At 36.3% G+C, this 25,757-nt stretch carries 27 protein-coding genes and 1 pseudogene; 17 read left to right on the forward strand and 11 right to left on the reverse strand.

Translation table 11 applies throughout. The features are described 5' to 3' along the window. The first annotated feature begins 94 nt into the window (after positions 1–94). The 5 genes from AC625_RS09060 (at position 95) to AC625_RS09080 (ending at position 6,128) form a co-directional block, all read left to right on the forward strand. Positions 95–454 carry a response regulator gene (locus AC625_RS09060; protein ID WP_049681010.1) on the forward strand — a complete coding sequence of 120 codons (360 nt, stop codon included), beginning with the start codon at positions 95–97 and terminating at the stop codon, positions 452–454. 124 nt (positions 455–578) lie between these two features. Continuing rightward, complete coding sequence (locus AC625_RS09065; protein WP_049681011.1) at positions 579–1,061, forward strand: CcdC family protein; 483 nt, start codon at positions 579–581, stop codon at positions 1,059–1,061. 235 nt (positions 1,062–1,296) lie between these two features. Then, positions 1,297–1,725 (forward strand): DUF2621 domain-containing protein, encoded by a 429-nt coding sequence (locus AC625_RS09070; RefSeq protein WP_049681012.1) that lies wholly within the window; start codon positions 1,297–1,299, stop codon positions 1,723–1,725. A 126-nt stretch (positions 1,726–1,851) separates the two neighbouring features. Beyond that, a complete protein-coding gene (locus tag AC625_RS09075) occupies positions 1,852–2,997 on the forward strand; it encodes an exonuclease SbcCD subunit D (RefSeq protein ID WP_049681013.1) in 1,146 nt (381 codons plus the stop codon). Further along, a complete protein-coding gene (locus AC625_RS09080) occupies positions 2,994–6,128 on the forward strand; it encodes an AAA family ATPase (RefSeq protein WP_049681014.1) in 3,135 nt (1,044 codons plus the stop codon). Before AC625_RS09075 ends, AC625_RS09080 begins: the two co-directional genes overlap by 4 nt. Before the next feature lie 339 nt (positions 6,129–6,467). Here the strand turns inward: AC625_RS09080 and AC625_RS25595 are convergent, their stop codons facing one another. Beyond that, the gene (locus AC625_RS25595; RefSeq protein ID WP_082190999.1) at positions 6,468–6,611 is read right to left on the reverse strand and encodes a small acid-soluble spore protein P; all 144 of its coding nucleotides are present in this window, start codon (positions 6,609–6,611) and stop codon (positions 6,468–6,470) included. Positions 6,612–6,759: 148 nt separating this feature from the next. Here AC625_RS25595 and AC625_RS09085 point away from each other — a divergent pair, with 148 nt between their 5' ends. Then, on the forward strand, positions 6,760–7,017 hold the full coding sequence (locus AC625_RS09085) for a DUF2524 family protein (RefSeq protein WP_156187481.1): 258 nt from the start codon (positions 6,760–6,762) through the stop codon (positions 7,015–7,017). 225 nt (positions 7,018–7,242) lie between these two features. Here the strand turns inward: AC625_RS09085 and sspO are convergent, their stop codons facing one another. From sspO to AC625_RS09110, 8 genes are all read right to left on the reverse strand, one after another. Continuing rightward, positions 7,243–7,389 carry a small acid-soluble spore protein O gene (sspO, locus tag AC625_RS09090; protein ID WP_049681016.1) on the reverse strand — a complete coding sequence of 49 codons (147 nt, stop codon included), beginning with the start codon at positions 7,387–7,389 and terminating at the stop codon, positions 7,243–7,245. 274 nt (positions 7,390–7,663) lie between these two features. Beyond that, positions 7,664–8,407, reverse strand: coding sequence for a DUF4184 family protein (locus AC625_RS09095; protein WP_049681017.1), 744 nt, complete (start codon positions 8,405–8,407; stop codon positions 7,664–7,666). Positions 8,408–8,701: 294 nt separating this feature from the next. Beyond that, positions 8,702–9,109 carry a DUF7010 family protein gene (locus AC625_RS09100; protein ID WP_245644964.1) on the reverse strand — a complete coding sequence of 136 codons (408 nt, stop codon included), beginning with the start codon at positions 9,107–9,109 and terminating at the stop codon, positions 8,702–8,704. Positions 9,110–9,330: 221 nt separating this feature from the next. Next, on the reverse strand, positions 9,331–9,444 hold the full coding sequence (locus tag AC625_RS28500; RefSeq protein WP_082191252.1) for a tyrosine-type recombinase/integrase: 114 nt from the start codon (positions 9,442–9,444) through the stop codon (positions 9,331–9,333). A 152-nt stretch (positions 9,445–9,596) separates the two neighbouring features. Then, on the reverse strand, positions 9,597–9,926 hold the full coding sequence (locus AC625_RS25605; RefSeq protein ID WP_425415438.1) for a CotD family spore coat protein: 330 nt from the start codon (positions 9,924–9,926) through the stop codon (positions 9,597–9,599). A 197-nt stretch (positions 9,927–10,123) separates the two neighbouring features. Continuing rightward, positions 10,124–10,282: a DUF4021 domain-containing protein gene (locus AC625_RS25610; protein WP_082191001.1), complete on the reverse strand. Its 159-nt coding sequence runs from the start codon at positions 10,280–10,282 to the stop codon at positions 10,124–10,126. A gap of 462 nt (positions 10,283–10,744) precedes the next feature. Then, the gene (locus AC625_RS09105; RefSeq protein WP_049681018.1) at positions 10,745–11,101 is read right to left on the reverse strand and encodes a DUF3992 domain-containing protein; all 357 of its coding nucleotides are present in this window, start codon (positions 11,099–11,101) and stop codon (positions 10,745–10,747) included. A 213-nt stretch (positions 11,102–11,314) separates the two neighbouring features. Further along, positions 11,315–11,977 (reverse strand): MgtC/SapB family protein, encoded by a 663-nt coding sequence (locus AC625_RS09110; RefSeq protein WP_049681019.1) that lies wholly within the window; start codon positions 11,975–11,977, stop codon positions 11,315–11,317. 780 nt (positions 11,978–12,757) lie between these two features. Between AC625_RS09110 and AC625_RS09120 the strand changes: the two genes are divergently transcribed. The 9 genes from AC625_RS09120 (at position 12,758) to AC625_RS09155 (ending at position 22,072) form a co-directional block, all read left to right on the forward strand. Then, positions 12,758–13,582: a carbonic anhydrase gene (locus AC625_RS09120; protein WP_049681021.1), complete on the forward strand. Its 825-nt coding sequence runs from the start codon at positions 12,758–12,760 to the stop codon at positions 13,580–13,582. A gap of 922 nt (positions 13,583–14,504) precedes the next feature. Further along, positions 14,505–17,216 (forward strand): aconitate hydratase AcnA, encoded by a 2,712-nt coding sequence (gene acnA, locus AC625_RS09125; RefSeq protein ID WP_049681022.1) that lies wholly within the window; start codon positions 14,505–14,507, stop codon positions 17,214–17,216. A 283-nt stretch (positions 17,217–17,499) separates the two neighbouring features. Further along, complete coding sequence (locus tag AC625_RS09130; protein WP_049681023.1) at positions 17,500–18,003, forward strand: TlpA disulfide reductase family protein; 504 nt, start codon at positions 17,500–17,502, stop codon at positions 18,001–18,003. A 115-nt stretch (positions 18,004–18,118) separates the two neighbouring features. Continuing rightward, entirely contained in the window at positions 18,119–18,256 is a 138-nt protein-coding gene (locus AC625_RS25615) for an FbpB family small basic protein (RefSeq protein ID WP_400630699.1), read from the forward strand. Between the two features lie 70 nt (positions 18,257–18,326). Further along, positions 18,327–18,470, forward strand: a complete 144-nt coding sequence (locus tag AC625_RS09135) for an acid-soluble spore protein N (protein ID WP_049681024.1) — start codon at positions 18,327–18,329, stop codon at positions 18,468–18,470. A gap of 71 nt (positions 18,471–18,541) precedes the next feature. Beyond that, the gene (tlp, locus tag AC625_RS09140) at positions 18,542–18,772 is read left to right on the forward strand and encodes a small acid-soluble spore protein Tlp (protein WP_049681025.1); all 231 of its coding nucleotides are present in this window, start codon (positions 18,542–18,544) and stop codon (positions 18,770–18,772) included. Between the two features lie 149 nt (positions 18,773–18,921). Further along, a complete protein-coding gene (locus AC625_RS09145) occupies positions 18,922–21,279 on the forward strand; it encodes an AAA family ATPase (protein ID WP_082191003.1) in 2,358 nt (785 codons plus the stop codon). Then, positions 21,279–21,704 (forward strand): acyl-CoA thioesterase, encoded by a 426-nt coding sequence (locus tag AC625_RS09150; protein ID WP_049681026.1) that lies wholly within the window; start codon positions 21,279–21,281, stop codon positions 21,702–21,704. Before AC625_RS09145 ends, AC625_RS09150 begins: the two co-directional genes overlap by 1 nt. 71 nt (positions 21,705–21,775) lie before the next feature. Beyond that, positions 21,776–22,072, forward strand: coding sequence for a hypothetical protein (locus tag AC625_RS09155; RefSeq protein ID WP_049681027.1), 297 nt, complete (start codon positions 21,776–21,778; stop codon positions 22,070–22,072). Between the two features lie 70 nt (positions 22,073–22,142). Here AC625_RS09155 and AC625_RS09160 read toward each other — a convergent pair. Then, positions 22,143–22,885: pseudogene (locus AC625_RS09160) on the reverse strand (IS3 family transposase); the annotation flags it as partial. A gap of 48 nt (positions 22,886–22,933) precedes the next feature. Continuing rightward, positions 22,934–23,167: a hypothetical protein gene (locus AC625_RS28505; protein WP_425415439.1), complete on the reverse strand. Its 234-nt coding sequence runs from the start codon at positions 23,165–23,167 to the stop codon at positions 22,934–22,936. Positions 23,168–23,586: 419 nt separating this feature from the next. Between AC625_RS28505 and AC625_RS09165 the strand changes: the two genes are divergently transcribed. Both AC625_RS09165 and AC625_RS09170 read left to right on the forward strand, forming a co-directional pair. Beyond that, positions 23,587–24,162 (forward strand): TetR/AcrR family transcriptional regulator, encoded by a 576-nt coding sequence (locus AC625_RS09165; RefSeq protein ID WP_049681028.1) that lies wholly within the window; start codon positions 23,587–23,589, stop codon positions 24,160–24,162. A 95-nt stretch (positions 24,163–24,257) separates the two neighbouring features. Continuing rightward, complete coding sequence (locus tag AC625_RS09170; RefSeq protein WP_049681029.1) at positions 24,258–25,586, forward strand: MATE family efflux transporter; 1,329 nt, start codon at positions 24,258–24,260, stop codon at positions 25,584–25,586. Positions 25,587–25,757 lie beyond the last annotated feature (171 nt).

Raw genomic sequence — 25,757 nt, forward strand, 5'->3', positions numbered from 1 at the left:
TAAGAATACGTATTAATTAGTTAGACTAAGTGAGTTGCTGATTTATGTTCAGCATTATTTTTACTCGTTGTATGATTTAGGAGGGTTAAAAGGAATGGCCAGAATACTAGTAATTGATGATGCAAAATTTATGAGAATGACCCTTTTAAATATATTAAATAAAGCAAACCATATTGTGATCGGCGAAGGAGCAAACGGTAAAGAAGCAATTGAACTATACCGTCAATTACATCCGGACATCGTTACGATGGATATAACTATGCCTGTAATGAGTGGCATAGATGCAGTGAAGGAAATAAAAAAAGAGTTTCCACATGCAAAAATAATCATGTGCTCAGCTATGGGACAGCAAAAGATGGTTGTTGAGGCAATTGAAGCCGGAGCGAAGGATTTCATCGTAAAGCCATTTGATGAAAATCGAGTAGTAGAAGCGATTAGTAGGTTGAATAATTAAATGATCTCCTGCGAGACCTAACAGAATTAGCCTCTTTGTGAAAGAATTTTTGATAATTTTTCGTAGTAGGATATAATAAGGTCACAAGTAGCATACCTTATTAAATAAAAGGAATGAATTGGTTATGATTTATATATCATCAGCTGTGGCACTAATTATGGCCATTACTGTACTTATTGTTCGTTTAAAGGCAACAAAAAAACCAGTTAGCTTGAAAAAAATAGTATTACCCCCAATTTTTATGAGTACTGGGGCTCTTATGTTTCTATTTCCGATGTTCCGATTAACTGGGTTAGAAGTACTTGAAGCAGTGTTGGTAGGGATGTTATTTTCTATATTCCTTATAAAAACATCTAATTTTGAAGTACGGAACAATGAGATTTATATGAAGCGATCAAAAGCGTTTGCTTATATTCTTATCGGATTGCTCATTGTCAGATTGGTTGCTAAATGGTTATTAAGTACTTCTATCGATGTTGGTCAGTTAGGTGGCATGTTCTTTCTTCTCGCATATGCAATGATTGTACCATGGCGGATTAGCATGTATCTTCAATACCGTAAAATCCATAATGAACACTTTGGAAACGGTAAAGTTGCAAAAGTATAAAAAATGAATGAATGTAAAAAGCGGTTGCAAATATTGCTAACCGCTTTTTTTAGTGAATTCATAAATCCATAAATGATTTAGCTTGAATGAAGTATCTATCGAAAAAAGAACGTTCATAGTCAGGAATAAAACCTAATAGGGGTTCAATGAAATAATTATTGTACTGCTTGTCAAGATTTAGCAAAATGACTATAATAAATAGTATTAAATATTTTAAAAATTCGGGGTGAATGACGTGCTTGAAGGTTGGTTTTTATGGTTTATCCTTGCATGGACGGTCATTTTGATCACATTAATGGGAATTGGCGGTTTCTTCATGTTTCGCAAATTTCTTAAACGTTTTCCTAAAGAAGATGGAAAATCGGATATGGATTGGGAAGAATATTATGTTAGCCAAACTACCCATTTGTGGACAAGTGAACAGAAAGAATTACTCGAAGATTTAGTAAGCCCAATTCCCGAATTGTTTAGAGATGTTGGTAGACAGAAAATTGCGGGTAAAATTGGAGAATTGGCAATAAGGGAAAAGTCGCAAATGATTACACAGGATCTAGTTGTTAGGGGCTATATTATCGCTACACCTAAACGAGATCATAAATTTTTAAGAAAAAAATTAACCGAACGTCAAATTAACATGAATCCATATGAGCATTTATTTAGTTGAACATAATGAAGCAGACAGTGTACATACTGTTTGCTTTTTTTTAGTATGTATCGAGTAAAATCTGTCGTAACCAACCATTTACGAGTTTTGGTATAATGGGAGTACGATAAGGAACGGAGTGATTTTATGAAATTTATTCATACAGCGGACTGGCACTTAGGTAAGATTGTTCATGGTATACATTTGACAGAAGATCAGGAGTATATGCTTAGGCAGCTAGTACATGTCATTGAAGAAGAAAATCCGGACGCAATTGTTATTGCGGGTGATCTATATGATCGTTCCGTACCGCCTACCGAAGCCGTAGAATTGCTTGATGAAATTCTTTATACCATTAATGTGAAAATGAATAAACCAATAATTGCAATTTCGGGTAATCATGACAGTGCAGAACGATTATCCTTTGGATCGTCTTGGTATCGTCAGAGTAATCTCTTTATCCAAGGAAAGCTTAATAAGGATTTAAAGCCAGTTCAGGTGGATGGTGTTAATTTTTACTGTGTTCCATATGCGGAACCAGGTGTTGTACGTCAAGTATTGCAAGATGATCGAATCACATCTCATCAAGATGCAATGGCCGCGATCACCTCGAAGATTGCACAACATATTAACCCAAATGAACCGAATGTTTTGGTCGGACATGCCTTTGTCTTAGGTGGGCAAACGACGGATTCCGAGCGAATTCTGTCAGTTGGAGGCTCGGGATGTGTTTCAGCGGAAGTTTTTAATGCATTCGACTATACGGCACTTGGTCACTTGCATAGTCCTGATGCGCTCAATCATCCTAAGGTTCGGTATTCAGGCTCGTTAATGAAATATTCATTTTCAGAAGCAAAGCAAAATAAATCCATTTCCATAGTTGAAATGGACGAGAATGGCAGCTTTGATTTAAGGTATCGTTCACTTTCCCCGAAAAAGGATATGCGAGAGGTAGAGGGGTATATGGAGGAGCTTCTCGATTCTTCTTTTTATCAATCTCAAAGAACGGAAGATTATTTGAAAATTACACTACTAGATGAAGGCGCAATTATTGATCCGATTAATCGTCTTCGGAAAGTGTATCCAAATGTCCTTCATTTAGAAAGAAAATGGGATTTGCTCGACCTTCGTCGAAAAGAATCGTTTTCGTCCATTAAGGATGAAAAAAAATCAGAATTAGATTTATTTGAAACATTTTATGCGGAAATGACAGATCGTCATTTTGATCAAAAAAAGCGAGATATTATGTCCTCTGTTATTGACACTGTTAAAAAAGAAGGTGTATTGAAATGAGACCACTTCGATTAATGATGCAGGCATTTGGACCATATGCAGGGAATGAAATTATCGATTTTTCACAGCTAGGAAATCGAACAATGTTTGTTATTTCTGGGAAAACAGGAGCTGGTAAGACGACCATATTTGATGGAATTAGCTATGCAATCTATGGAAAAGCAAGTGGCGAAGATCGAAATGGGCAGGAGCTTAGGAGTCAATTTGCAGCAGATGATCAATTGACAGAAGTAAGTTTGGAATTTATGCTTCGCGGAAAATTGTATTATATATGGCGCTCTCCACAGCAAGAACGGAAAAAGAAGTCAGGTGAGGGAACGACAACGGTTACGGCGAAAGCAGAGTTATATGAAGTCCAATCGAACGATGAGAAGAAGTTGCTAGGTGCGAATGTTCGTGAGGTGGATGAAAAGATTAAGAACATTATCGGGATTGATGCAAATCAATTCCGGCAAATCCTAATGATTCCACAAGGTGAATTCCGAAAGCTTTTAACTTCGGAAAGTAAGGAAAAGGAACAGATTCTTCAAAGACTATTTCATACAGAATTATATAAAACGATTGAAGACAAGTTGAAAGAAGAAGTGTCTGAATTAAAAAAGTTAAGTGAGAAAAGCAAACTTGATAGAATTCGTTATATGAAAGAAATTGCAGCAAGTGATAATGAAGAGCTGATAATAGAACTTAATCAAGATGAACCAACTGAGCAAAAGGTGCTACCACTTTTAGAAAAACAAATATTACATGACGAATCTCGATTACTTGAACTGCAAACCGCCATCGATAAGAAACAAAAAGCTCGTGATTCTCTTAAGGAAGACTTATTTCGTGCTGAAGAACAAATCAAGCAGTTTTTAAATTTGGAAAAATTAACGATTGAAAAAGAAAAATTAGAAGCTGTAAAAATTGAAATTGATCAGGTGAAAATTCAAATTTCCAACGCCTACAAAGCAGCTGCGGCAGAGAAACAGGAGCAATTTTATTTAAGAATCGGTAATCAAGTGAAAGAATTACAAGCAAATCATGAGCGATTAGAAAAGAAGCTTAAACAAAGTGAAGAAAAGAAAAAGAATTTGCAAATTCAATATGAAGAAGAATTAGCCAAGGCAGACAAACGAGAGGAAGCAGCTGTCGCTGTTCATAACTTACAGCAGATGAAGGAATCAGTTGAGAATCTAGCCAATCAAATTCAAAAGACGACACAATCGGAAAAGCAATGGCAGCAAATGGTCCTCCAAAAGAATAGGGCAGAAAATGATCTCATTACGATTGAAAAAGAAGAAGAAGCTACGTATATTATAAAACAAGAATGTGAACAAGCGGCTATACAATTTGCCGAAATGGAGAGGCAGTCTGATCTCAACGATCAAAATCTGATTAGAATAACTAAGCTTGTCGAAGTAATGAAAACAATGAATCAAGTAAAACAAGCAGTAGACCGTAATCAGGTTAGTCTAGCTCATTCAATTGGCCAACTTGAAAACGAAAAGCTGGGACTGGACTTATTAAACAAAAAATGGCGTGAAAGCCAAGCGGGTATACTGGCACAAATGCTCGATCACGGTGAAGCTTGTCCCGTGTGTGGTGGGACAGAACATCCTAATCCTGCCCACTTTCAAGAAGATATACCAAATGAAGCGGATATTGACAAACAAACGATACTTGTACAAGCTGCTGAACAGAAAAAAGTACAATCAGAAACCGAATATTATCAAGTTAAATCACAATATGAATCAATCTGTGATACGTACGATGAAAGAGTAGCAGAAGTAAAAGAACGAACTCCTGAAATTGACTTTAACAACTTAGGTGAATATGAAATTGAATGTAAAGCCAATAAAAGCGAATTAGAACGTCATTTAAAGATGTTAGCTGATAAAAAAGCTCAACTTGGGCAAATTTCCGAAAAACTCCTAACGTTAAAAGGGAGTAAAGCGGATCTGAAGCAGCGCTTGGCAGACTTGAAAAAAAGTGAAGATACTTCCCGTATAGTATATTTAGAGGGAAATGCCAAACTTGCATCCCTAAAAGATGCGATACCCGATGCGATTCGAACCCCAGAAGGGTATAAGGAGGCATTAAACAGTGCCATAACCCATCAAAAGATACTACAACAGACATTTGAAAGCACTCAGACAGCCCTGCAAACAGCGATTGAGCAAGTAACGATCATACAAACCACTCGAAATTCCGTTGTTAATGAGTTGGAAAAAGTAACAGTTGATCTTGATGTAGAGAGACTTCGCTTCAAGGATGACCTAAAGAAACAAGGGTTCGAGTCGTATGGACTATATACGGCTTCGAAAAAAACAGAATCGGAAATAAATAGGTTAGAGAATCAGGTTCAAGAATATGATAAACAATATCATACAATAACCGGTCTTCATCATGATCTTGAATTAAAGTTAAATGGTATTGTTAAACCAGACATATCGGACTTACAAAAAACGGTTCAAACTGTTGATGAAGATTTGGAACATCATCGAAAATTGTATAATTTCATCTTTACATCGAAAGAGCAGAATATTGTCATTCAAGAGAAAATCCTAGCAATTATAGAAGATCAAAAAGAAATTGATGAAAAATATGCGGTTATTGGTCACCTTCATGAAATTTCCAAAGGACAAAACCCATTTCGTATTACATTTGAACGATATGTACTTGCCGCTTTCTTAGATGATATTTTAAAAGAAGCAAATACAAGACTAGTGAAGATGACCAGTGGACGTTATCAATTAATCCGGAAAATCGATCCGACTAGAAGAAATATTCAAAGTGGATTGGAGCTATCTGTGTATGATCAATATACTGGACAGGAAAGGCATGTAAAGACCTTGTCAGGGGGGGAAAGCTTTAAAGCAGCATTGGCTTTGGCTCTTGGTTTAGCGGATGTTGTGCAGCAAAATGCAGGTGGGATTTCATTGGAAACGATGTTTATTGATGAAGGCTTCGGCACACTTGATCCGGAATCTTTAGATCATGCGATTGAAACATTGATGGATATCCAGAGTAGTGGTCGTCTTGTTGGAATTATTTCTCATGTGCCTGAACTAAAAGAACGAATTGACGCACGCCTCGAAGTCATTGCAACACAGAAAGGAAGCAGAACAGAATTTCAATTTTCAAGCTAGTGTTAGTTGATAAGAAAGAAGGGGGCCAAAGCAGGTCAAACTAAATTACGAAGATATGATTGCTTCAATTATTGAGGGCCCATTCAGTAAAAAGCCTAAGTCTGCAAAATGTTTATACTTGGTGGAGCTTTGGGCTATTTGCAAAAAGAAGCTATTTCTTGATAAATGAAAATACAGTGAAGCGGTCGAGGCTTTAGTGAGTGAGCTTAATTCATATAACAGATAGACAAAGTGTCAGACACTGCGCGTTCTATACATAGTTCATATAGATAGGTAACACTATAAACTGTATATAGAGTGTGAGGTCAGACACTTTAGGGCTATCTGTTATTCGTCAGCTTACATATCGTGACTAGAATTGTGTTTTTGGCGGCTGTGATTTCTGTTTTTTACTTTATGTGACCCGCTTAAAGGTGCAGGCTGTCCTGGATTATCTCCTTTGGGAGCATTTTTCCTAATATCTTTGCCATCGTTTTTGTTCATTTTCTATCCCTCCTCTTACCATTTATGATGAGCAGGATTTTTTAGAATATGCACGGATTCACTTTCTATTTCTCGTATAAACTATGTCAATAGGTAAAACCTACTCATACATCGCAATTCGATGATTACTAAAAAGGAGTGGACAAAATTGCTGGATAAACAAGATAAAAGGCGTGCATTTCAGGAAGCCGACCAAAGCTTTAAGCAAGCTCAGGAAGCTATGTTTGAAATTGTTAAAGACGGACCTGAGTATGGCAGTCAGCTTAAACACGTGAAGCAAGAAATGGATGAAGCATATCAACAAATTCAAAGTGCGCTGCAGGTTGCCTCAGAGCAACAACGGGAACAACTACAGCGGTACCAAGAGGATCTTCAAAGTATGATCGAAGATGTTGAACAATCATGATACAAAACGAATATGGCGTTAAAACGCGACTATTTACCACATGTAGCACGCTACACTTACCTAATCACAATGGTGGCGGTGCGGAGCCGGATTTTGAAGTGCTTTCTTAATAAAGTATGTATATCTGCCAAGTAGATTGGCTAGATTATTAAGTCGCGAAGCCCCGTCCCCATGCCCTTCATGCAAAAAAACCGCCAGCTGAACGCTTTACTGGCGGTTTTTCAATTACTGGTTTTTCTTTCGCTTTTTATTATTTTGTTTTTGTTCCTCTGTTAAAGGTTGAGAAAATTCCTCGTTATATCCTGCACCTTTCCCTTGTGCGCTAGCTGCATTCATGCCAGGAATTATATGGTTTGCCTTACGTTTAGCCATGTAAATCACCTCCATGTATAGTTTTGGTCATAAAAGGGGTTTCTATGTAAATCTAAATGTCGATAAAAGGAAAAATAATCAGGAGTATGTTGGCAAGCAAAAATAAAATCATAAATGAAGATGCTTACCGACCGTTTCTAATTCGTTGGCTATATTAAAAGTTCCATTAGCTAGAAGACCGTTTACGTTTGGTATCCAAAGATTTCTAATGGAAGTGCATGTACGAAAAGATATGGGCGTTTTCCATGGGACCTCCTTTTTGGAAGTCCTATAATTATTCGCTTTCATTTTGTCGATATTTAAAAACCAAAGAAACAATTAATAAACTCATCAAGGCTGAATCTATTATTCTGACAACTATTATGCCGTAACTCATGACTGAAACATAGTCTATAAGAAACCAAAGTATTACAGACAAGGTTGTTAGAAAGAATATTGACGACCAATAAATGAATTTCTGTTTTGGATAAACTTCAAGATTTTTATGACTTCTTTGAGATAAAGCTCTGTAATATAAATAACCAAATATCATAGTTATTCCAAATAATGTACTGCCATGTTGTAAAAATTTATATAAAGGTATGTCAAATCCATAGACACTAAACGTGTAAGTGAGTATAGGGGAATTTATTACCATAAACCCGTTCATATGAGTAAAAGAATCCCATATTACGTGAGTTAACATTCCAAACAAAGCAGAATAGCAAAAAACTATTATTTTCAAGTTAGTACTTGAATCTGATTTTTTCGAATAAGAATCCTGTAGAAATATTGGCAAGTGATTAAATAAGGTTTGGTGTATAAAGAGATGATAGATAAAGTAAATTAAAGTAACTAATGGGAGATTTAAAAAAAGAAAGCCGATAAAGGTATGTCCAATCTCCCCAAAAGGCTGCCCTCTTAAGAAGTATTCAAAATCAGGTGCCATACTACCTAAAACCATTGCCGAAAAATTAATATATTTACTTTTTCTTGAGAAAGGCAGTATTGCTGCTGGATGAGCAAAAGTTAATGGCATAGTATCTCTCCTATATAATCTAATTAAATTTGCTGTCATTAAAAACAGACAGTCCTAGCCTATCATAGATTGCGTTAGGTGAGAATAAGCAATATTCAATAATCAGTTTAATGAAAAAGTGCTCGTTAAAATAAAAAATCACCTAATAAAAAGGTGATTAAGCTAGATTGGTTTTAAGTTCTTTAAGAATTAAAAGAACACCTATACCATACACAATAGAGATTGCTAAAGGTACAAGAAAGAATGCTTGATTAACAAAGAACCCACCTAAGATTAGAGAGGAAAGACAGGTACCTAATGTACAAATAAATAAGCTCTGCTTTTATAAATCCACATATAAGGCAGAAAATGAGAGCCTCCTAGTAACCCGATGGTGAAAGGGAGATATTCAGGTATCTGCATATACACAATTATAAATACAGGTATGTAAAAATCTTGTGGAGCTGCAACTATCCCTCCTAAAGTACCTAAAGGGTTACCGGTAGCAAATAGATTAACACCAAGAATTTTACTAATTAGGATTCCAAAAGGAAAAATGGCGCCTAAACCAAAAATCCAAATTAAATGTACAGTGTCCATTGAAAAAACTGAGGGCATAAAGGTGAAAAATAAAAAGACAATTGCGCCAGATAACAATAGTGGAAACCCTTTTCGTGCTTCAAACGTAATTTCAGTTTGTAATTCTTCGAGTGTTCTATTCATAAATACACCCCTGTATAAGAATAGTAGTTTATTTATATAAGATAGTAGCTATTTATTCAAATTACCACGAAATCCTAAATTCGGAACCTGTTTTAATGAGTAACCTGAAGATGATGTGCAACAAAAAAGTCCGGAAATTGCTGGATAAATAAGAGGTTTCATAGGAAAAATAGAGAGACCAAAGTTTTTCACCCGAGCCAATTTGACCACTCGCTTGACCACTAACATCCGATTAAAATATGAAAAATTGGCGTGATATTTTTAATCTTTTGAATACCGAAATAGGGGATGATATGAGTTTCTACTACATTCCTGTATGTATAAAAAGTATTAATGGAGTATTATATAAAAAACAACAAACTTTGAGAAAAGAGCCTAGACATAAGATATGAATTTGTTGCACAGTTCGAAAATGATGTGACACGTTATGAGTGCATTATAGAGTAGTTCAGTAATAAGAAAAACCCCAAAAGGGGCTTTTCAAAAGTTAACATCCGAATGGTCTTGGATGACAACAAGGATTATACGGCATACCACACATTAAATGCTCTTCGTAACATTCATTTACCACTGATTGAGATTGTGGGAAATAGTGTTGATGATTAAACAAATGCTTGTTAACTGTAGTGGTGTGAGAAGGGTGAATATGCGGCACTACAGTTTTGAACACATTTGTATTAACCGTTTGTTGTGTTGGTGAAATTTGAGGTGGATCATACTGGTTAGGAAAAGTTTGTGGTGGACAATGACAATCGAAAGTATGACCACAAGTTTTATTATACATTTGAAAACCTCCATATATTATTAATTGAGACATTAATAGTATATGGAGTGCAATAATACAAGTTCTAGTATGAATACCTATTTAAAAATTAATAGGCTTAGAAATAAGTCAACTAAAGAAAATTACACGTTATTAACAGACACTAATGATATTGCAGAGTACGAATAAGACAGCAAATACATTCATCGGTTTTGATGTAAGCATACCTTTACAGCTATGCTTGCGCAGATTTATTTTTGTGAATCGTTTTGACTATTTTCAAAATCAGTTTCTGGCATTCCGTATAGTCCATTCATAGCTTGTTCCTCTACATCAAGGCCTACTTCATCAATACTTTGTTGTGGCTCCTTTTTTACATGTGTTTCTTTTTTAGGATTTGGGTTAATCATTTATATCACCTCCGATTATTATAGACTGGCTAAAAATGAAAAAAATATACTGACTTAAGGATAGATTTTATTCCCTAAATACTAGAGATATGAGGATTGTAAAGAGTAGCAGATGTACTGTATCTTCGTAAAGCACAAAAAAATCCGGCATTTGCCGGACAAAATAATGGGATATTATTGAAAAAGGTAGGGGTCTCTTCACTTCTTTATCTTACCGAGTAGATGTTACTAAACTATGAATAAATGATTAAGGTTTTATAAACGTCGTAAAAAGGAGCAAGGCTCACTGGTGGTGTAGTGTACCTGACTAAGCGCCTCGTCCTATACCTAATATATTACCCCTAAAATTATCTGCTACACCGCTCTTATTAAAGTAAAGTACCAGTTAGCATAATAACTATGTTGTCCTTAATTCGATTAGCAGAAAATCAATAGTATATGAAAAATCATTCTCATTTGAAATTAGAACTTATAATTTAGAGAGAAAGATACTTTAACGCTTGCTGTAGAGCCTGCTGGTGTTCCACCTGTTCCAATGATACCAATTGAGTTAATGTCATTCAGAGTAACGGATTTAGCCTCACCTGGACCTACAATAAACCCGGCAATCGGTGTTCCGTTTACAGTAAGTGCAGCTGTTGGTGAAACGCCAATAGTACCATTGTTCTCTACCATGATTGTTCCATTAATGACAAAAGTAGTGGCATCGTTCCAAAGGACTAAAGGTGTTCCATCCGTATCAGCTATATCAATAGTAAAACATAATGCATCATTTACACCGACTAACGAATCATTACAACAGTTACCTATCTGGGCCATCGTTGATCTCCTCCTTTAAAGGTATTACTATATAATCATGTTATGTTCTCTTATCATTTAGGATTGGACACCATCAATAAATGTTTATCTGTAGAGATTTCATCAGCATATACTGCAAATTTACACTGTTTATATTTGATAAATAGGAGGAAAGTCTTTGTTTAAATGGATAAGAAAAGCCCTTCTCTTAATCGAGAGGGGCTTTTAAATAACTTATTCTATCCTAATGGTTTGGATATCCGGACATGCTTGTATTGCTTTATAAATTTTCCGTTTATCCTTTTCTCTTTTTAATTTACCCTTAATTTCAAAACTATATAGCGTTTTATTCTCTTCTAGGTATTCACTACAATCGTATGAGGTAATTTCAATATTATTAGACTCAAACCAATCTATAACTGTTTCTATTGAAGCCTTAGAATTTGATTTAAGCTTAACAGAAAATATATGATGTAATGAATTTTTAAATACTCTGCTAAGTATTTCTAATCCTATTAAAACGAAAATAGTGGCACTAATCCCGATGGTATACATACCTGCACCAATAGTTAAACCAATTCCAGAAGTTGCCCATATTCCAGCTGCTGTTGTTAGTCCCCTAACAAATTGTTTTTGTATGATGATTGTACCTGCACCTAAAAAACCGATTCCACTTACTACTTGAGCAGCAATACGACTTGGGTCTAAAACGATATTATCATTCTGAATAATATCAGTAAATCCATATTTAGATACTAACATTATTAGGGTACTGCCTACGGCCACTAAGAAATGTGTCCGTAATCCTGCTTCTTTTGAACGGAATTCACGCTCTAAGCCAATAATCGCTCCTAATAAACCAGATAAGGACAGACTAGTAATAAAACTAATATCCAAGTTCCAATCCTCCTTTGATAAAATAACTTTTATTTATAAAATCATCTATATTATTAATATGTCGGTTGTTCTATTAATAATAAATTTATTTTCTGTATAATTGTGGCCATACCTACATTGAAAGGGCCTTATTCATTACTTCACTTGAGAAACAAATACCTGTAGCAATTATGTATATGAATAATAAAGGCGTTATTACGGATCGCCTCATAATTGTTAAGGGGATTGAGGAAAAATTCATCTGTGCATATTGTCTTAAGAAAAGGCAACCAAGGATATTTATTAAAGCCAACATTTTATCAGCTGCTAAACCACGTATTCGAAAAGGAGTAAATCATGCTTAGCCTAAAACTTACAAAGAGACAAAAAGAAACTCTTGAAATCATTACAACGCTTACTAAAAATAACGGATATCCTCTATCAAACTGTAGAAGTTCCTAATACAATTATTTTGGGAAAGAGGTACAGAAAAAAGCTATCGTTATAAAGCCTTTTCTTATTCTAAGGGAGTAGATTTATTGATGAAGGAAAAGAAATTAAAGTCGGAGTTATCCTTTTTTATTTATCAGTCCCTATTCATTCTTATTATTTGTTGGTACATCGGGCACATATTTTTATTCCGTTGTGGGACCACCGTAATGTTGGTGCCACATTTTATGGGTTTTGCCCCTAAGCACAAAATCCTATTTAGATCAAATTGGCTATTCAAAGGTACATTGAATGCAATTATAGAGGTATAATACATTTATTACATCCATTAGAATAAAGGAGTTTAAGATCATGCAAGCCAAAAAAATATTTTATTCATTTTTCATAATTTTTCTCGTTCTATCGTTAACAGCTTGTTCTTCTACATTACCCGATGTGGCTAAAAAAGATGTTACAAAAGAAGAGCAAAAGTCAAATGAAGTACATACAGCGCATTGGTCTTACGAAGGGGAAACAGGACCGGAACATTGGGGTGATATAAATCCTGATTACGCTGCATGTACAAACGGGAAAGAGCAGTCCCCTGTCAATATCGAAATGTCAAAAGTTATAGAAGATGAAAAAATAAAGGATCTGGATATTAACTATAAACCTACTGGATTCTCCCTGAGTAACAACGGACATACGATTCAGGCCAACCCACAGACCCTAGATAACTCTATTGTAGTGGACAATAATGAATATAAGTTAGCGCAATTCCACTTCCATACACCAAGTGAACACCAATTTAATGGGCAGAATTTTGATATGGAATTACATCTTGTACATAAGGATGCTAATAATCAATTAGCTGTTCTTGGTTTAATGATTAAGGAGGGAGCATCAAATCCTTATCTAGAAAAGGCTTGGAACGTCATTCCAACAGAAGAAACAACAGAAGATGTTAAATTGGCAGAGTCCATCGACTTAATGAACTTATTGCCAAAAGATAAAGATTCGTTTCGATATAATGGTTCTTTAACAACTCCTCCATGTTCAGAAGCTGTTAAATGGATTGTATTGGAGGAGCCTATAGAAATGTCTAAAGAACAAATAGATAAATTTCGAAAAATATTCCCTGACAACCATCGACCTGTTCAATCTTTAAACGAACGTGAAGTAAAGGAAGATGATTAAGTAGGTTTCGTGATAAATTAAAGTACTATTCACGTAATAGAAGAAAAAAGGCAGTCGATTCAACAAGCCACTGAAAAGTATAATAAAAAAGGGATGGTTCAGTAGTTATGGGAATCATCCCTTTTTTATGTATAATTAAAGTCAAATTTTGCGGTTGATATTATGCTTTAGTAACAAAAATATAATGTTAAACGCCCGACCATATCAGACATAGTACTCTTTGAAACGTGAAGCATATTTAAAGCAGCCTTCTCAGAGAGAGGGCTTATTTCCCATTTTAAAACTCCTTTACGTGCCTTTGCGTCAGATCCAGAAGCAATTCCGGTCGGAGCCACACAATACTTTGGATCCTTTAGTGGATCTGATGGTCGCGCTAAGTTTTCCTGTAGGTTCAGTTCTCATTGTTAGCGCTTGTTTTTTCTTTATGTTAGGCAAAAGCGCAAGGGCATGGCGTGGCATTCAAAATGCAGGATTAGGTTAGAATTTCGTTCAGATTATGCCCATGCTACTGAACGCTTTAAAGGAAATAGGGAATGCAGTATAAGTGACCACCAAAAGACAATGTTTGACCACTAACCTTTCGAAGGCATATGAAAAGTTATGGTGAAAAAGCTAATTACTATAAAGAGTAAATGTGGAAAAAGTTATATATAATAAGGAAATGAAGTTTATGAAAGTGATTAACATAAGAAAAACTTATCAAAAACAATAACTTACTTGTTATTTACTTATGCTCATTTCTATATTACTATTAGTTTGTAAGAAAAGTTTTGATGGGAGAAGATTCAAACTTTTCGACAAAAAAGGGGTTTTTTTTATATAGTTGTAAGAAGGACATGGTGATGTGGAAATTCTTACATACCACGTTTAACTTTTTATGTTCAAATGTTTTTCGTAAAGTCTTATAGGGGGTAATATTCTGATGACAAAAAATGATGTGTATCAATCGCGCTCTTCTTTTGAAATCGATGGAAAGCGCTATAACTATTATAATTTGGAAGCGCTTGAGAAAGCAGGAGTTGGAAACGTTTCTCGTCTTCCATATTCTATTAAAGTTTTACTTGAAGCGGTATTGCGTCAAGTAGATGGCAGAGTTATTACAAAAGAACATGTTGATAATTTAGCTAAGTGGGGGACTAGCGAATTAAAAGACATTGATGTACCATTCAAACCTGCACGTGTAATTCTACAGGATTTTACAGGCGTACCGGCTGTTGTTGACCTTGCATCTTTACGTGGTGCAATGGCTGCTCTTGGGGAAGATCCTGATAAAATCAATCCTGAAATTCCAGTTGATTTAGTAATTGACCATTCTGTACAAGTAGATAAAGCAGGTACTTTAGATTCACTTGCAGTTAATATGGATCTTGAGTTTGAAAGAAATGCTGAGCGTTACCAATTCCTTAGTTGGGCTCAAAAATCATTCAACAACTATCGCGCGGTTCCACCAGCAACGGGGATTGTTCACCAAGTTAACCTTGAGTACTTAGCGAATGTCGTTCAATCTGTTAACACTCCAAATGGGGACTTAGAAGTATACCCAGACTCTGTGTTTGGTACAGATTCTCATACAACAATGATTAATGGTATTGGAGTTCTTGGATGGGGTGTAGGTGGGATTGAAGCAGAAGCTGGCATGCTTGGTCAACCTTCATACTTCCCAGTTCCTGAGGTTGTAGGGGTGAAACTGACTGGTGAACTACCTAACGGCACCACAGCTACTGACCTTGCCTTAAAAGTGACACAAGTGCTTCGTAAACATGGTGTAGTTGGTAAATTTGTTGAATTCTTCGGTCCTGGAGTAACCAATCTCCCGTTAGCTGATCGTGCAACAATCGCTAACATGGCTCCAGAATATGGTGCTACTTGTGGTTTCTTCCCAGTTGATGGAGAAGCAATTGACTATCTTCGTTTGACTGGCCGTGACGAAACACTTATTCAGATCGTTGAAACATATTCCAAAGCAAATGGAATGTTTTATACACCTGACAAAGAAGATCCAGTTTACACAGATGTTATTGAGCTTGAATTATCTGAAATTGAACCGAATCTTTCTGGTCCTAAACGTCCACAAGATTTAATTCCACTTTCTCAAATGCAACAATCATTCAAAGAAGCGCTTAATGCACCTATGGGGAACCAAGGATTTGGATTGGAATCTTCTGAAATTGACAAAGAAGTAACAGTGAAATTCACAGATGGGCATGAGTCAAAAATGAAAACTGGTGCAATTGCAATCGCTGCAATTACAAGCTGTACAAATACGTCTAACCCGTATGTTATGCTTGGCGCTGGTTTAATTGCAAAAAAAGCAGTAGAAAAAGGCTTGACGGTTCCCGATTATGTAAAAACATCATTAGCACCAGGGTCTAAAGTTGTTACTGGATACTTACGTGATGCAGGTCTTCAGACTTACTTGGATCAATTAGGCTTCAACGTAGTTGGTTACGGCTGTACAACGTGTATTGGGAACTCAGGTCCACTTGCTGATGAAATCGAAGCGGCAATCGCTGAAGGCGATCTTCTTGTAACATCTGTACTTTCCGGTAACCGTAACTTTGAAGGACGTATCCACCCATTGGTGAAAGCAAATTACCTTGCTTCTCCAACACTAGTTGTAGCATATGCTTTAGCTGGAACAGTGGATTTCGATCTACAAAATGATTCATTAGGTAAAGATCAAGATGGGAATGATGTTTACCTAAAAGATATTTGGCCTTCTCAAGATGAAGTAAATGCTGTTGTTAAAGCAACAGTCACACCAGAATTGTTCCGTAAAGAATATGAAACAGTTTTCAATGACAATAAACGTTGGAATGAAATTCAAACAAGTAATGAAGCATTGTACACGTTTGATACAACTTCAACATATATTCAAAATCCGCCATTCTTTGAAGGAATGTCACCTGAACCAGGTACTGTTGATGCGCTTTCGGGCTTACGTATCGTAGGTAAATTCGGTGATTCCGTTACAACGGATCATATTTCTCCTGCAGGTGCAATTGGTAAAGACACACCTGCTGGTATTTACTTGCGTGAAAATGGCGTAAAACCACGTGATTTCAACTCATATGGTTCCCGTCGTGGTAACCATGAAGTCATGATGCGTGGAACTTTCGCCAACATTCGTATCCGTAACCAAGTGGCTCCTGGTACAGAAGGTGGCTTTACAACGCATTGGCCAACTGGCGATGTTATGGCAATCTATGATGCTTGTATGAAATATAAAGCAGATGGTACAGGTCTTGCTATCTTAGCCGGTAAAGACTACGGGATGGGAAGCTCGCGTGACTGGGCGGCTAAAGGTACAAACCTTTTAGGCATCAAAACAGTGATCGCTGAAAGCTTCGAACGTATTCATCGTTCTAACTTAGTATTAATGGGTGTTCTACCGCTTCAATTCAGAGCAGGTGAAAATGCTGAAACACTTGGCTTAACAGGTAAAGAAGCAATCGACGTTCAAATTGATGAATCTGTAAAACCACGCGATATCGTAAAAGTTACAGCTACTGATGAAGCTGGAAACAAAAAAGAATTTGAAGTACTCGTTCGTTTTGACTCTGAAGTAGAAATTGACTACTACCGTCATGGCGGTATCTTACAAATGGTCTTGCGCGATAAATTAAAAGGTTAATTTTACTACAGAAATAAGGATGTCCCAAAAAGGTCTGACTTCACGTACCACACGGTTATAGTGTCTTACACTTCATTTAAACTGTATGTAGTAGTGTTGGGGTCGCTCTTTTACAAAAGGGGCATCCTCTTTCTTTTTTGTAAATTATGTGAATTTAATGAAGGATTAACCCAAATTGTTGCCTGACTGGTTAAAAACTTTATAACTTCTATGGATGTTGGTAAGTTGTAGTAGAGTACCAAACGACATATTAAAATTATCCAATAGAATTAGGTGAATACATATGTATAAAAAAATAATTGCAGCAGTTTTTCTAGTGGTGCTCATTGCTGTCGCTATAGTTCAGGCTATGGAGCCAAGAAGCGGACTTGATACTGGCCAAAAGGCACCAGACTTTGAATTGGAAACACTAAGTGGTGAGAAGGTAAAGTTATCGGATTATCAAGGAAAAAAGGTAATGCTTAATTTTTGGGCTACTTGGTGTGGCCCTTGCCGCGAGGAAATGCCTGATATGGAGACGTTTGCTAAAGGTTTAGGGAAGGATACGGTGATCCTTGCGATAAATTTGGATCCGCAGAACGATGTTCAAACCTTTGTAGATGAAATGGGAGTTACCTTCCCAATCCTGTTAGATTCTCAAAACATAAAAAACGCTGTAAATAAACGATATAAGGTAGCGGCAATGCCGACTACATATTTTATAGATAGTGAAGGACTTATAAGCCGAAAACATATTGGTCAAGTGTCCCTGCAATCCATGGAAAAATATATTGAGGATATGAAATGACGAAATCAAATGATTTCGTCATTTTTATGTATTCAGCTAATTGAATTTTTTGAAAGTTCACTTATAAATCATTCATTAATTGGTAATAGTAGTGATAAATACAATTGGTAGGTGGGTGAAGGGTTTGAAACGAAAAAAAAAGACTTTTGAAGAGTTAATTAATGAAAATAAGCAAGAATTGTTGCAAGACGAAGAGCGTTTGGCAAAAATTGAAGATCGTATTGAACGAAGACATTTACAAAAAGCGGAGTAGCATTTAACAAATAATTCCGGTCATGTTTGCTTATCATTTGGTCATCCTATTCTTGAGGAGGGGAAAATTGATGAGCAATCCTAAAAAAGATTCTAAACATTTTGCGCCAAACCAAACGGGAACAAAATCTCGAACTGCAGGTGGGAATAAAGGCAAACAAATGCAAGACCAAAGCGGCCAGCAGCCTCAAGTTATTCAAACGAAGGGTGAATAGTATGTTTAGTTCATAAAAATATAATTATGTAAACTAATGACATCTTAATTTTTTGGTAGGAGGTATTTTCGATGAATCATAAACAGAATCCGGATGATCGTAGTGATAATGTGGAAAAACTTGAAGATATGATTCAGAACACGATGGAAAATATCGAAGCAGCTGAAGAAACATTGGAGTTCGCTTCAGGTGATGGTAGAAATGCGATAAAGGAAAAAAATCAACGAAGACAAGAAAGCATTGAATCTTTTAAAAGTGAAATTGAAGATGAAAAGCAAGCCCGAGAGAATGGATATGAATGAATAACTTTAAATAGACGGTCAAAAAGAAGGAAGAAGGAATTCTTTCTTCTTTTTTATGAGGAAAAAGATGAACTGTTCTTGCAACGAGAAAAGGGACAGCTTGATATGATAAGATGGAGAGGAATTCGTAACTGGAAGATGGGATAATAATGGATACTAGGAATATGCTTGATCATAATTATTATGAAGAAAAAATAAAAAAATTAACAGAAGAAATAAATAAAAATGGGTATATAAGTGATTTACATACGATTTTGAATGTCTTAGCTGAGATTGAAAACGATGATTCACCAGCAGGTACGTATTCTTACAAATCAGAGCTATTTAGCATGCTTGCCGAAAGCCAGAAGTTTCTTCATGGAGAGAACTCACTATATGAAACATGGCTCAGAGAAGCGGTCAGCGCTGATGCGAAGAATAAGCGGGCAAATGAACTTCTAGTACGCTCTGGTTGGAAGAAATACCGTGAAGTGTTTTCTACCATCGAATTTCCATTAATACGTGAAACAGATAATCGTACAGCAAAGAAAAAAATAGCCGAAGAGTATATTTCTTTATGTAAGAAATATATGGGAGCGATGGCAGAAGAACGTAGTAATCTTGAACAATCACTAGAACAGGCAAAAAATCATGTTGACTTTGATATCATCCAAAACTATGAAACGGCAATTTCTCTGCTTTTTGAAGCATCTAAAGGGTTTACAAAGCTACTTCAAGCTGCAAAGGAATATGAGGAGTCCATTTCAGGTGTATTTCATACTTCGACACATTTCAATGATATGAAAGAACATCTGGATCGTATTATGGAAGTGAAAAAACAGTGGACTGATTTATTTCAAACGAACAACGGGGTCTTACCCCAAACCAAAGATGCACTTGCCGAACTGCAATCAATGATTGGGTTAACTGAAGTAAAAAATAGAATGAACGAGTATTATCGCTTCCTACAATACCAAAATAAAAGAAAAGAACTTGGTCTTCAAATTAAAGATGAGCTAAGTCTAAATATGGTTCTAACTGGTAATCCAGGAACAGGCAAAACGACCATTGCTCGACTTCTTGCTAAAATTTATCATGAATTAGGTGTACTTCCCCGTGAAGAGGTCATAGAAGTAGATCGTTCCCAGCTTGTAGGCTCATTCATCGGTCAAACAGAAGAAAGAGTTCAAAATGCTGTGGAGAAATCTCTTGGTGGTGTACTATTTATCGATGAAGCGTACAGTTTAAAACGAGAAGGTCAATCTGGGAATGATTATGGACAAACAGCAATTGACACGCTTGTTTCACTGATGAGTAATCAAAAATACGCAGGTAAATTTGCAGTGATATTAGCCGGTTATCCTGATGAAATGCGTCAATTTTTACAGGCTAACCCGGGCTTAAGGAGCAGATTCCCTCAGTCTAATCATTTCCAACTCCCGGACTATACAACCGAGGAATTGTTACAACTTGCGGAAGGGATGGCGCGAGATAATGATTATATTATGACGAAGGATGCAAGTAATGAGCTTGAGCTTCGCATTGAGGCGGAAAAAGTAGATGAAACATTTGGAAATGCAAGAACCGTACGATCTATCGTAAGCGACGCTATTTTTAATAGAGGAGCTCGTACAGACTTAGATGAACAACCAATTCTCCATTATACGTCACTTACAGGGGAAGATTTCCGGCGAAATGAAATAAAGCCTACAATCTCTCCAGGTGAAAAGCTAGGTTTATTAATAGGTTTAGAGGAAATTAAGAAAGAAGTACAAGCGATCATTGCATTTGTTGAGATGCAGCAAGTTCGCCGTAATCATGGTCTTCAAGCCGTTCCTATTCAATCACATGCGGTGTTTACTGGGAATCCTGGGACAGGTAAAACGACGGTAGCCAAAATATACTCGGAGTTTTTAAAAGAAACAGGGATGCTAAAAAGGGGCCATTTGATTGTAGCAGGTCGCTCCGATTTTGTTGGCGAGTATGTTGGACAAACAGCCATTAAAACGAAGAGAAAGATTCGCGAAGCACTAGGTGGTGTCTTATTTATTGACGAAGCTTATTCCTTATTTAGTAAATCAGAAAATGATTTTGGAAAAGAAGTCATCGATACACTAGTTGAAGAAATGACAAAGCATAATGAGAACCTAGTTGTAGTCCTTGCTGGATATAGCAATGAAATGAACAGTCTTCTTGAAAGTAATCCGGGTCTTCGTTCTCGTTTTCGCAAATTTATTCATTTTCCTGATTATACAACTGAAGAGCTTTTACAAATTATTGAAAATTATGCAATTCATTATCAATACAAATTGGAAGACCAAGCAATTAGTTGGTTGATGCAATATTTAACCTTATATCAAGTTAAGGGGAATGGGCGCTTTGCAACGAGTTTAATTGATGAAGCTATTCAAGAACAAGCAATGCGGTTAATAAACGAGTCGAGTGAAAAAGATCCGCAAGATTTGACCGTCTTAACGACAGATGATTTGAAAAAAGCAGCAGAAAAATTAGGGAAGAGTGAGATGTAATGTTAGTATCAGATAAAAAGATTGAAGTACGATATGCAGAAACGGATCAAATGGGCGTAGTTTATCATGCCAATTATGTGATTTGGCTGGAGATTGGAAGAACTCAACTGATTAAAGATTTGGGTTTTAATTATGCAGAGATGGAGGCTGATGGCATTCTATCTCCTGTCATTGATATCCAGGTATCCTATAAAAAACCACTGCGTTACGGCGAAACAGCCACTGTTAAAACATGGATTGAGTCATATGATGGACTACGTGTTGTTTATGGATATGAAATTCTTACCGGAAATGAAGAATTAGCTGTATCTGCTAGATCTGCTCATGTTTGTGTAAAAAAAGAAAGCTTTAGACCGATTTCAATTAAACGTCATTTGCCAGATTGGCATGAGGCATATGAAATGAACAAGAAAAAGAATGAATAATAGTCAAAAAGTTCAAAAAAACGAGTGCATTCGTTGTAATGACAGCAACTTTAGAAATGGAGGTGCTTGTCTTGGCATTTGGTATCAAACGTAATGACATTACTGAGTGGAAAAAGAAAATAGATAACGGCGAAATTGCAGTTATTACCCATTACTGGCTGGATGATCGATTTCCAGATTGCGATACTGTTACGAAAGTAGGCTGTAATGATTTGAGGCAGCTAGCTGAGTGGGGAGCGCGGTATGGTCTAAAGTGGGAATGGATTCACATTCGAAAGGATGGTTATTCTCATTACGATCTTCTCGGTGAAAAACAACGAGAAATCCTAGAGAAAGAAGGCATTGTGAATAAGCTTGTTCGAAAGTAAGTGATGTGAAAATCGTCTACAGATAAAAAAGCACCGAGCTGAACTGAACCAATAAAGTTAGACAAAAAATCTAGGCAGCTTCTTGGACCTGAATCCGGTATTCTACTGGGCTCAGGTCCTTTAATTTTGCCTTCATTCTATTGTAATTGTAATAGTACATATATTCTTCTAGTTCTTGCTAGAAGTGTTCCATACTTTCGAACTTTTGGAGATAGAGTAACTCAGATTTCAATAAGCCAAAGAAGTTTTCAATAACTGCGTTATCTAAACAATTTCTTTTACGGGACATATTTTGAGTACTATTGTTTTGTTTGAGTGTCATTTGATACTGCCAGCCTTGATCTCTCCATTAAATAAATCCAAAATAGGGGATAGATACAGTTTTTCTCCAAACAAATGGAACTCTGTTACATCCGTTACCCATTGTTGATTCGGTTTCTTTGCAGAAAAATCACGATTTAAAATATTCGGTGCAATTTTACCTACATTTCCACGATAAGAACGATATTTTTTCAAACGTACTAGACATTTCAGTCCCAATTGATTCATTAAACGAAGTATGGTCTTCGGGTTCAGTAGAATCTGGCGTTTCATTAATTCTTTAGCCAATCTACGATAACCATAACGACCTTTATGCTCATGAAAAATTTCTTCGATGACTGTTTTAACATCTCGGTATTTATCAGGACGATTCAGTTGTTTTACCCAATAATAAGTACTTCTTGGAATATCTGCAATCTTAATTAAGTCGATGACTTTGAATTGTTTCCTTAGCTCATAGATTACTTGCGCTTTAATTTTTTCTGTAACTTTTGTTCACGAATAATAAAGTTCTTTAACACATGTGTTGATTAACCAAAATTATACAGGTTCATTATAAACCAAACGATACCTTCCGAGGATTTCTTTGAGTGCGAGTCGCCATTTAAAGGGCAAAGCATCACAAAGAAGCAATCGCTGAAAATCTGTGAGTGATAAGGGCTTGCGATGGATTTGTTTACGAGCTTGAACGTGCAACCATTTCAATAAAACATACGCAATAAGCGCTGCGAAGAGTTGGTTGAACACCGCATTTTTTGTCGTGCCAAATAACACTGGAACGTTTAAATTTTGTTTGATCCAGCGGAAAAACGTTTCAATTGCCCAACGAGACTAACGGGGCAGGTTAGTTGAATAAGGAGGTATTTTTCGGAAGGTTGTCAAAGTATTTATTATATAAGGAATTAAAGTATTTGCGATAAAGTAGTCATCATAAGAATCCTTTCTTTTGGCATTTGTTTAGTCGCAATAACCTTAGTAGAAATAGATTTTTTTTCATCTTTTGAGTGATCTAGGCTTATTTCTTTTGAATATTTTCGCTCATAAAATTATTTCCTCTTTATTTATCCTTGCTTGTTTATCGACTGTTGATAATCCGAGTTGGCATAACTTCAACAACTGTAGTATCATTGAACCATAAAAAGAACCATAAAAACTAAAAAAGTTTTTTAAGTTTTCTTAAGGGGGAATATAAGTTGAAGACACGAATCATACAAGCATTCATTGAAGAAACTAGAAATAATGGCATTAAGTTCAGAATGGATGATCTGGCGAAAAGACTTGGGATAAGTAAGCGTACGTTATATGAAATTTTTTCATCAAAGGTAGATATTCTTGATTCCATTATCGATTTGACGCTTAGTGAGTTTGACGAACAGACTCGCCTAATTATCGACAATCCTGAATTCACACTCGCGGAAAAAATAAAAAAAACTATTGTTGTCTTACCTAAATACAATGAGTTTTACGATTTGCGTATTTTGGAGCAATTGAAACGGTTCTACCCTGAACAATGGGAACGCGTAAATCGCGAATTGAATCAGTGGGATGATCTTAAAGCACTTCTTGAAGAAGGAATCCAATCGGGGATCATTAAGGACATGAACATCGACTTATTGATGAAACTGATTATTGGGGCTTCGAATATAACGCTTGATAGACAATTCTTTTTAGGGCATAGTATCTCAGTAACAGAATCATTTGAAACGATTGTGGATGTATTATTGAGTGGAATTCTGACTGAAAAAAATGATGAATATACTGGCACATAATATGCCAGTTTCTTTTCTCCCTAAGAAAACTATAAAAACAAAAATATTTTTTTGGGTTTTTTAAACCAATTAATAGATAAGGATTTGAAATAGCAATGGAAAAAGAACAAATAATAAACCGTATAGATACAGAATCAGTAGGAAAATCTTTCCTGAGGTATTTAATCCCCTCAATCGTCGGAATGTTGCTGATGGCTGTCAATATTGTTATTGACGGAATTATGGTCGGCAACAAGTTAGGTCCAGTGGCTCTGGCAGGTGTGGGTATTGCTGGACCAGTCTATACCATTTTTGTCGCCATGTCATTGTGGATTGGTATCGGTGCGGCAACTCGTTATTCCGCTATGATGGGCGCTAAACGACCAGATCAAGCACGTATCATTTTTTCACATGCCATAAGCTCTATATTTATCTTGACGATGATCATCGGACTTACTGCCTTTGTATTTAGAACAGAACTCGCGTATTTACTTGGCGCGAATGCTGATACGATTGAATATACATCGGATTATCTGAACGTCATGTTATTGTTTGGGTTTGTCTTCACTGTAGAAAATGCTTTTAGTATTTTAGTGAGAAATGATGGCGGTCCAAATGTAGCAATGATTGCGCTTATTACCACGTCAGTTGTCAATATCATTTTGAACTATGTGTTTTTATTCGTGCTTGATTTTGGCGTGGAAGGTGCAGCTGCTGCGACAGTCTTAGGGGCATTTAGTGGACTTATCATACTTTGTACGCATTTTTTCAGAAAAAAAAGCAACTTACGTTTCGTGCGTTTCAAATTTGATAAGAAGCTTGCTCTGCTTATATTAGTCATTGGTTTCCCAAGTTTTCTTGCAGAAGTCGGGATTTCAGTTTTTACGATTTCGCATAACCTCGCGTTTAAAAGTCTCGTCGGAACTGTCGGTGTATCAGCATTTACGATTTTGAATTATGTTCATAGTGTAATGTTACTATTGTTTTTAGGAATGGGATCCGCCATCCAACCACTGATTAGTTATTATAGTGGAGCCAAAGATGAAAAGAAGATCAAACAAACAATAAGGCTTGCGATCGGGACAGCTTTGGTAGCTGGTATCTTATTTGTGTTAATCGGTCAATTTGCAGCAACACAGATTGTCAGCTTGTTCGGTGATTTCTCTGAAGAAGTGGTGACACTGGCTGTATCTGGCATTAAACTATTCTTCATCGCATATCTCTTTATGGGAACAAATTTTGTCATGATGACGTATTATCAATCTATCGGACACATCCGAATGGCAACATGGATTACTGCAGCACGCGAAATTATCGTTTTGCTAATCTTGCTTATGATCATGCCTCGATTATTTGGATTAACAGGCGTCTGGCTCGCAATCCCAACATCCGAATTCATCGTACTTCTGACAATTTATTATTATCATAGAAAATGGAATCTCTAAGATATGGGTTTGGTGCAGCATTCCTGTAATAACTATCACCAATTGTTAATGCACTAAAGGGTGCTTGTGCGGCCGAGCCTAGGTCGTATCATATAGCGGGTGGGATTCCCGTCGAGAAAGAACTAGCCATTCACTCGTAGCGAGTCTTGGAGGGCTAATGGTAAGGTAACA

The sequence above is a fragment of the Peribacillus loiseleuriae genome (assembly GCF_001183985.1).
GTDB classification, from domain to species: Bacteria; Bacillota; Bacilli; order Bacillales; family DSM-1321; genus Peribacillus; species Peribacillus loiseleuriae.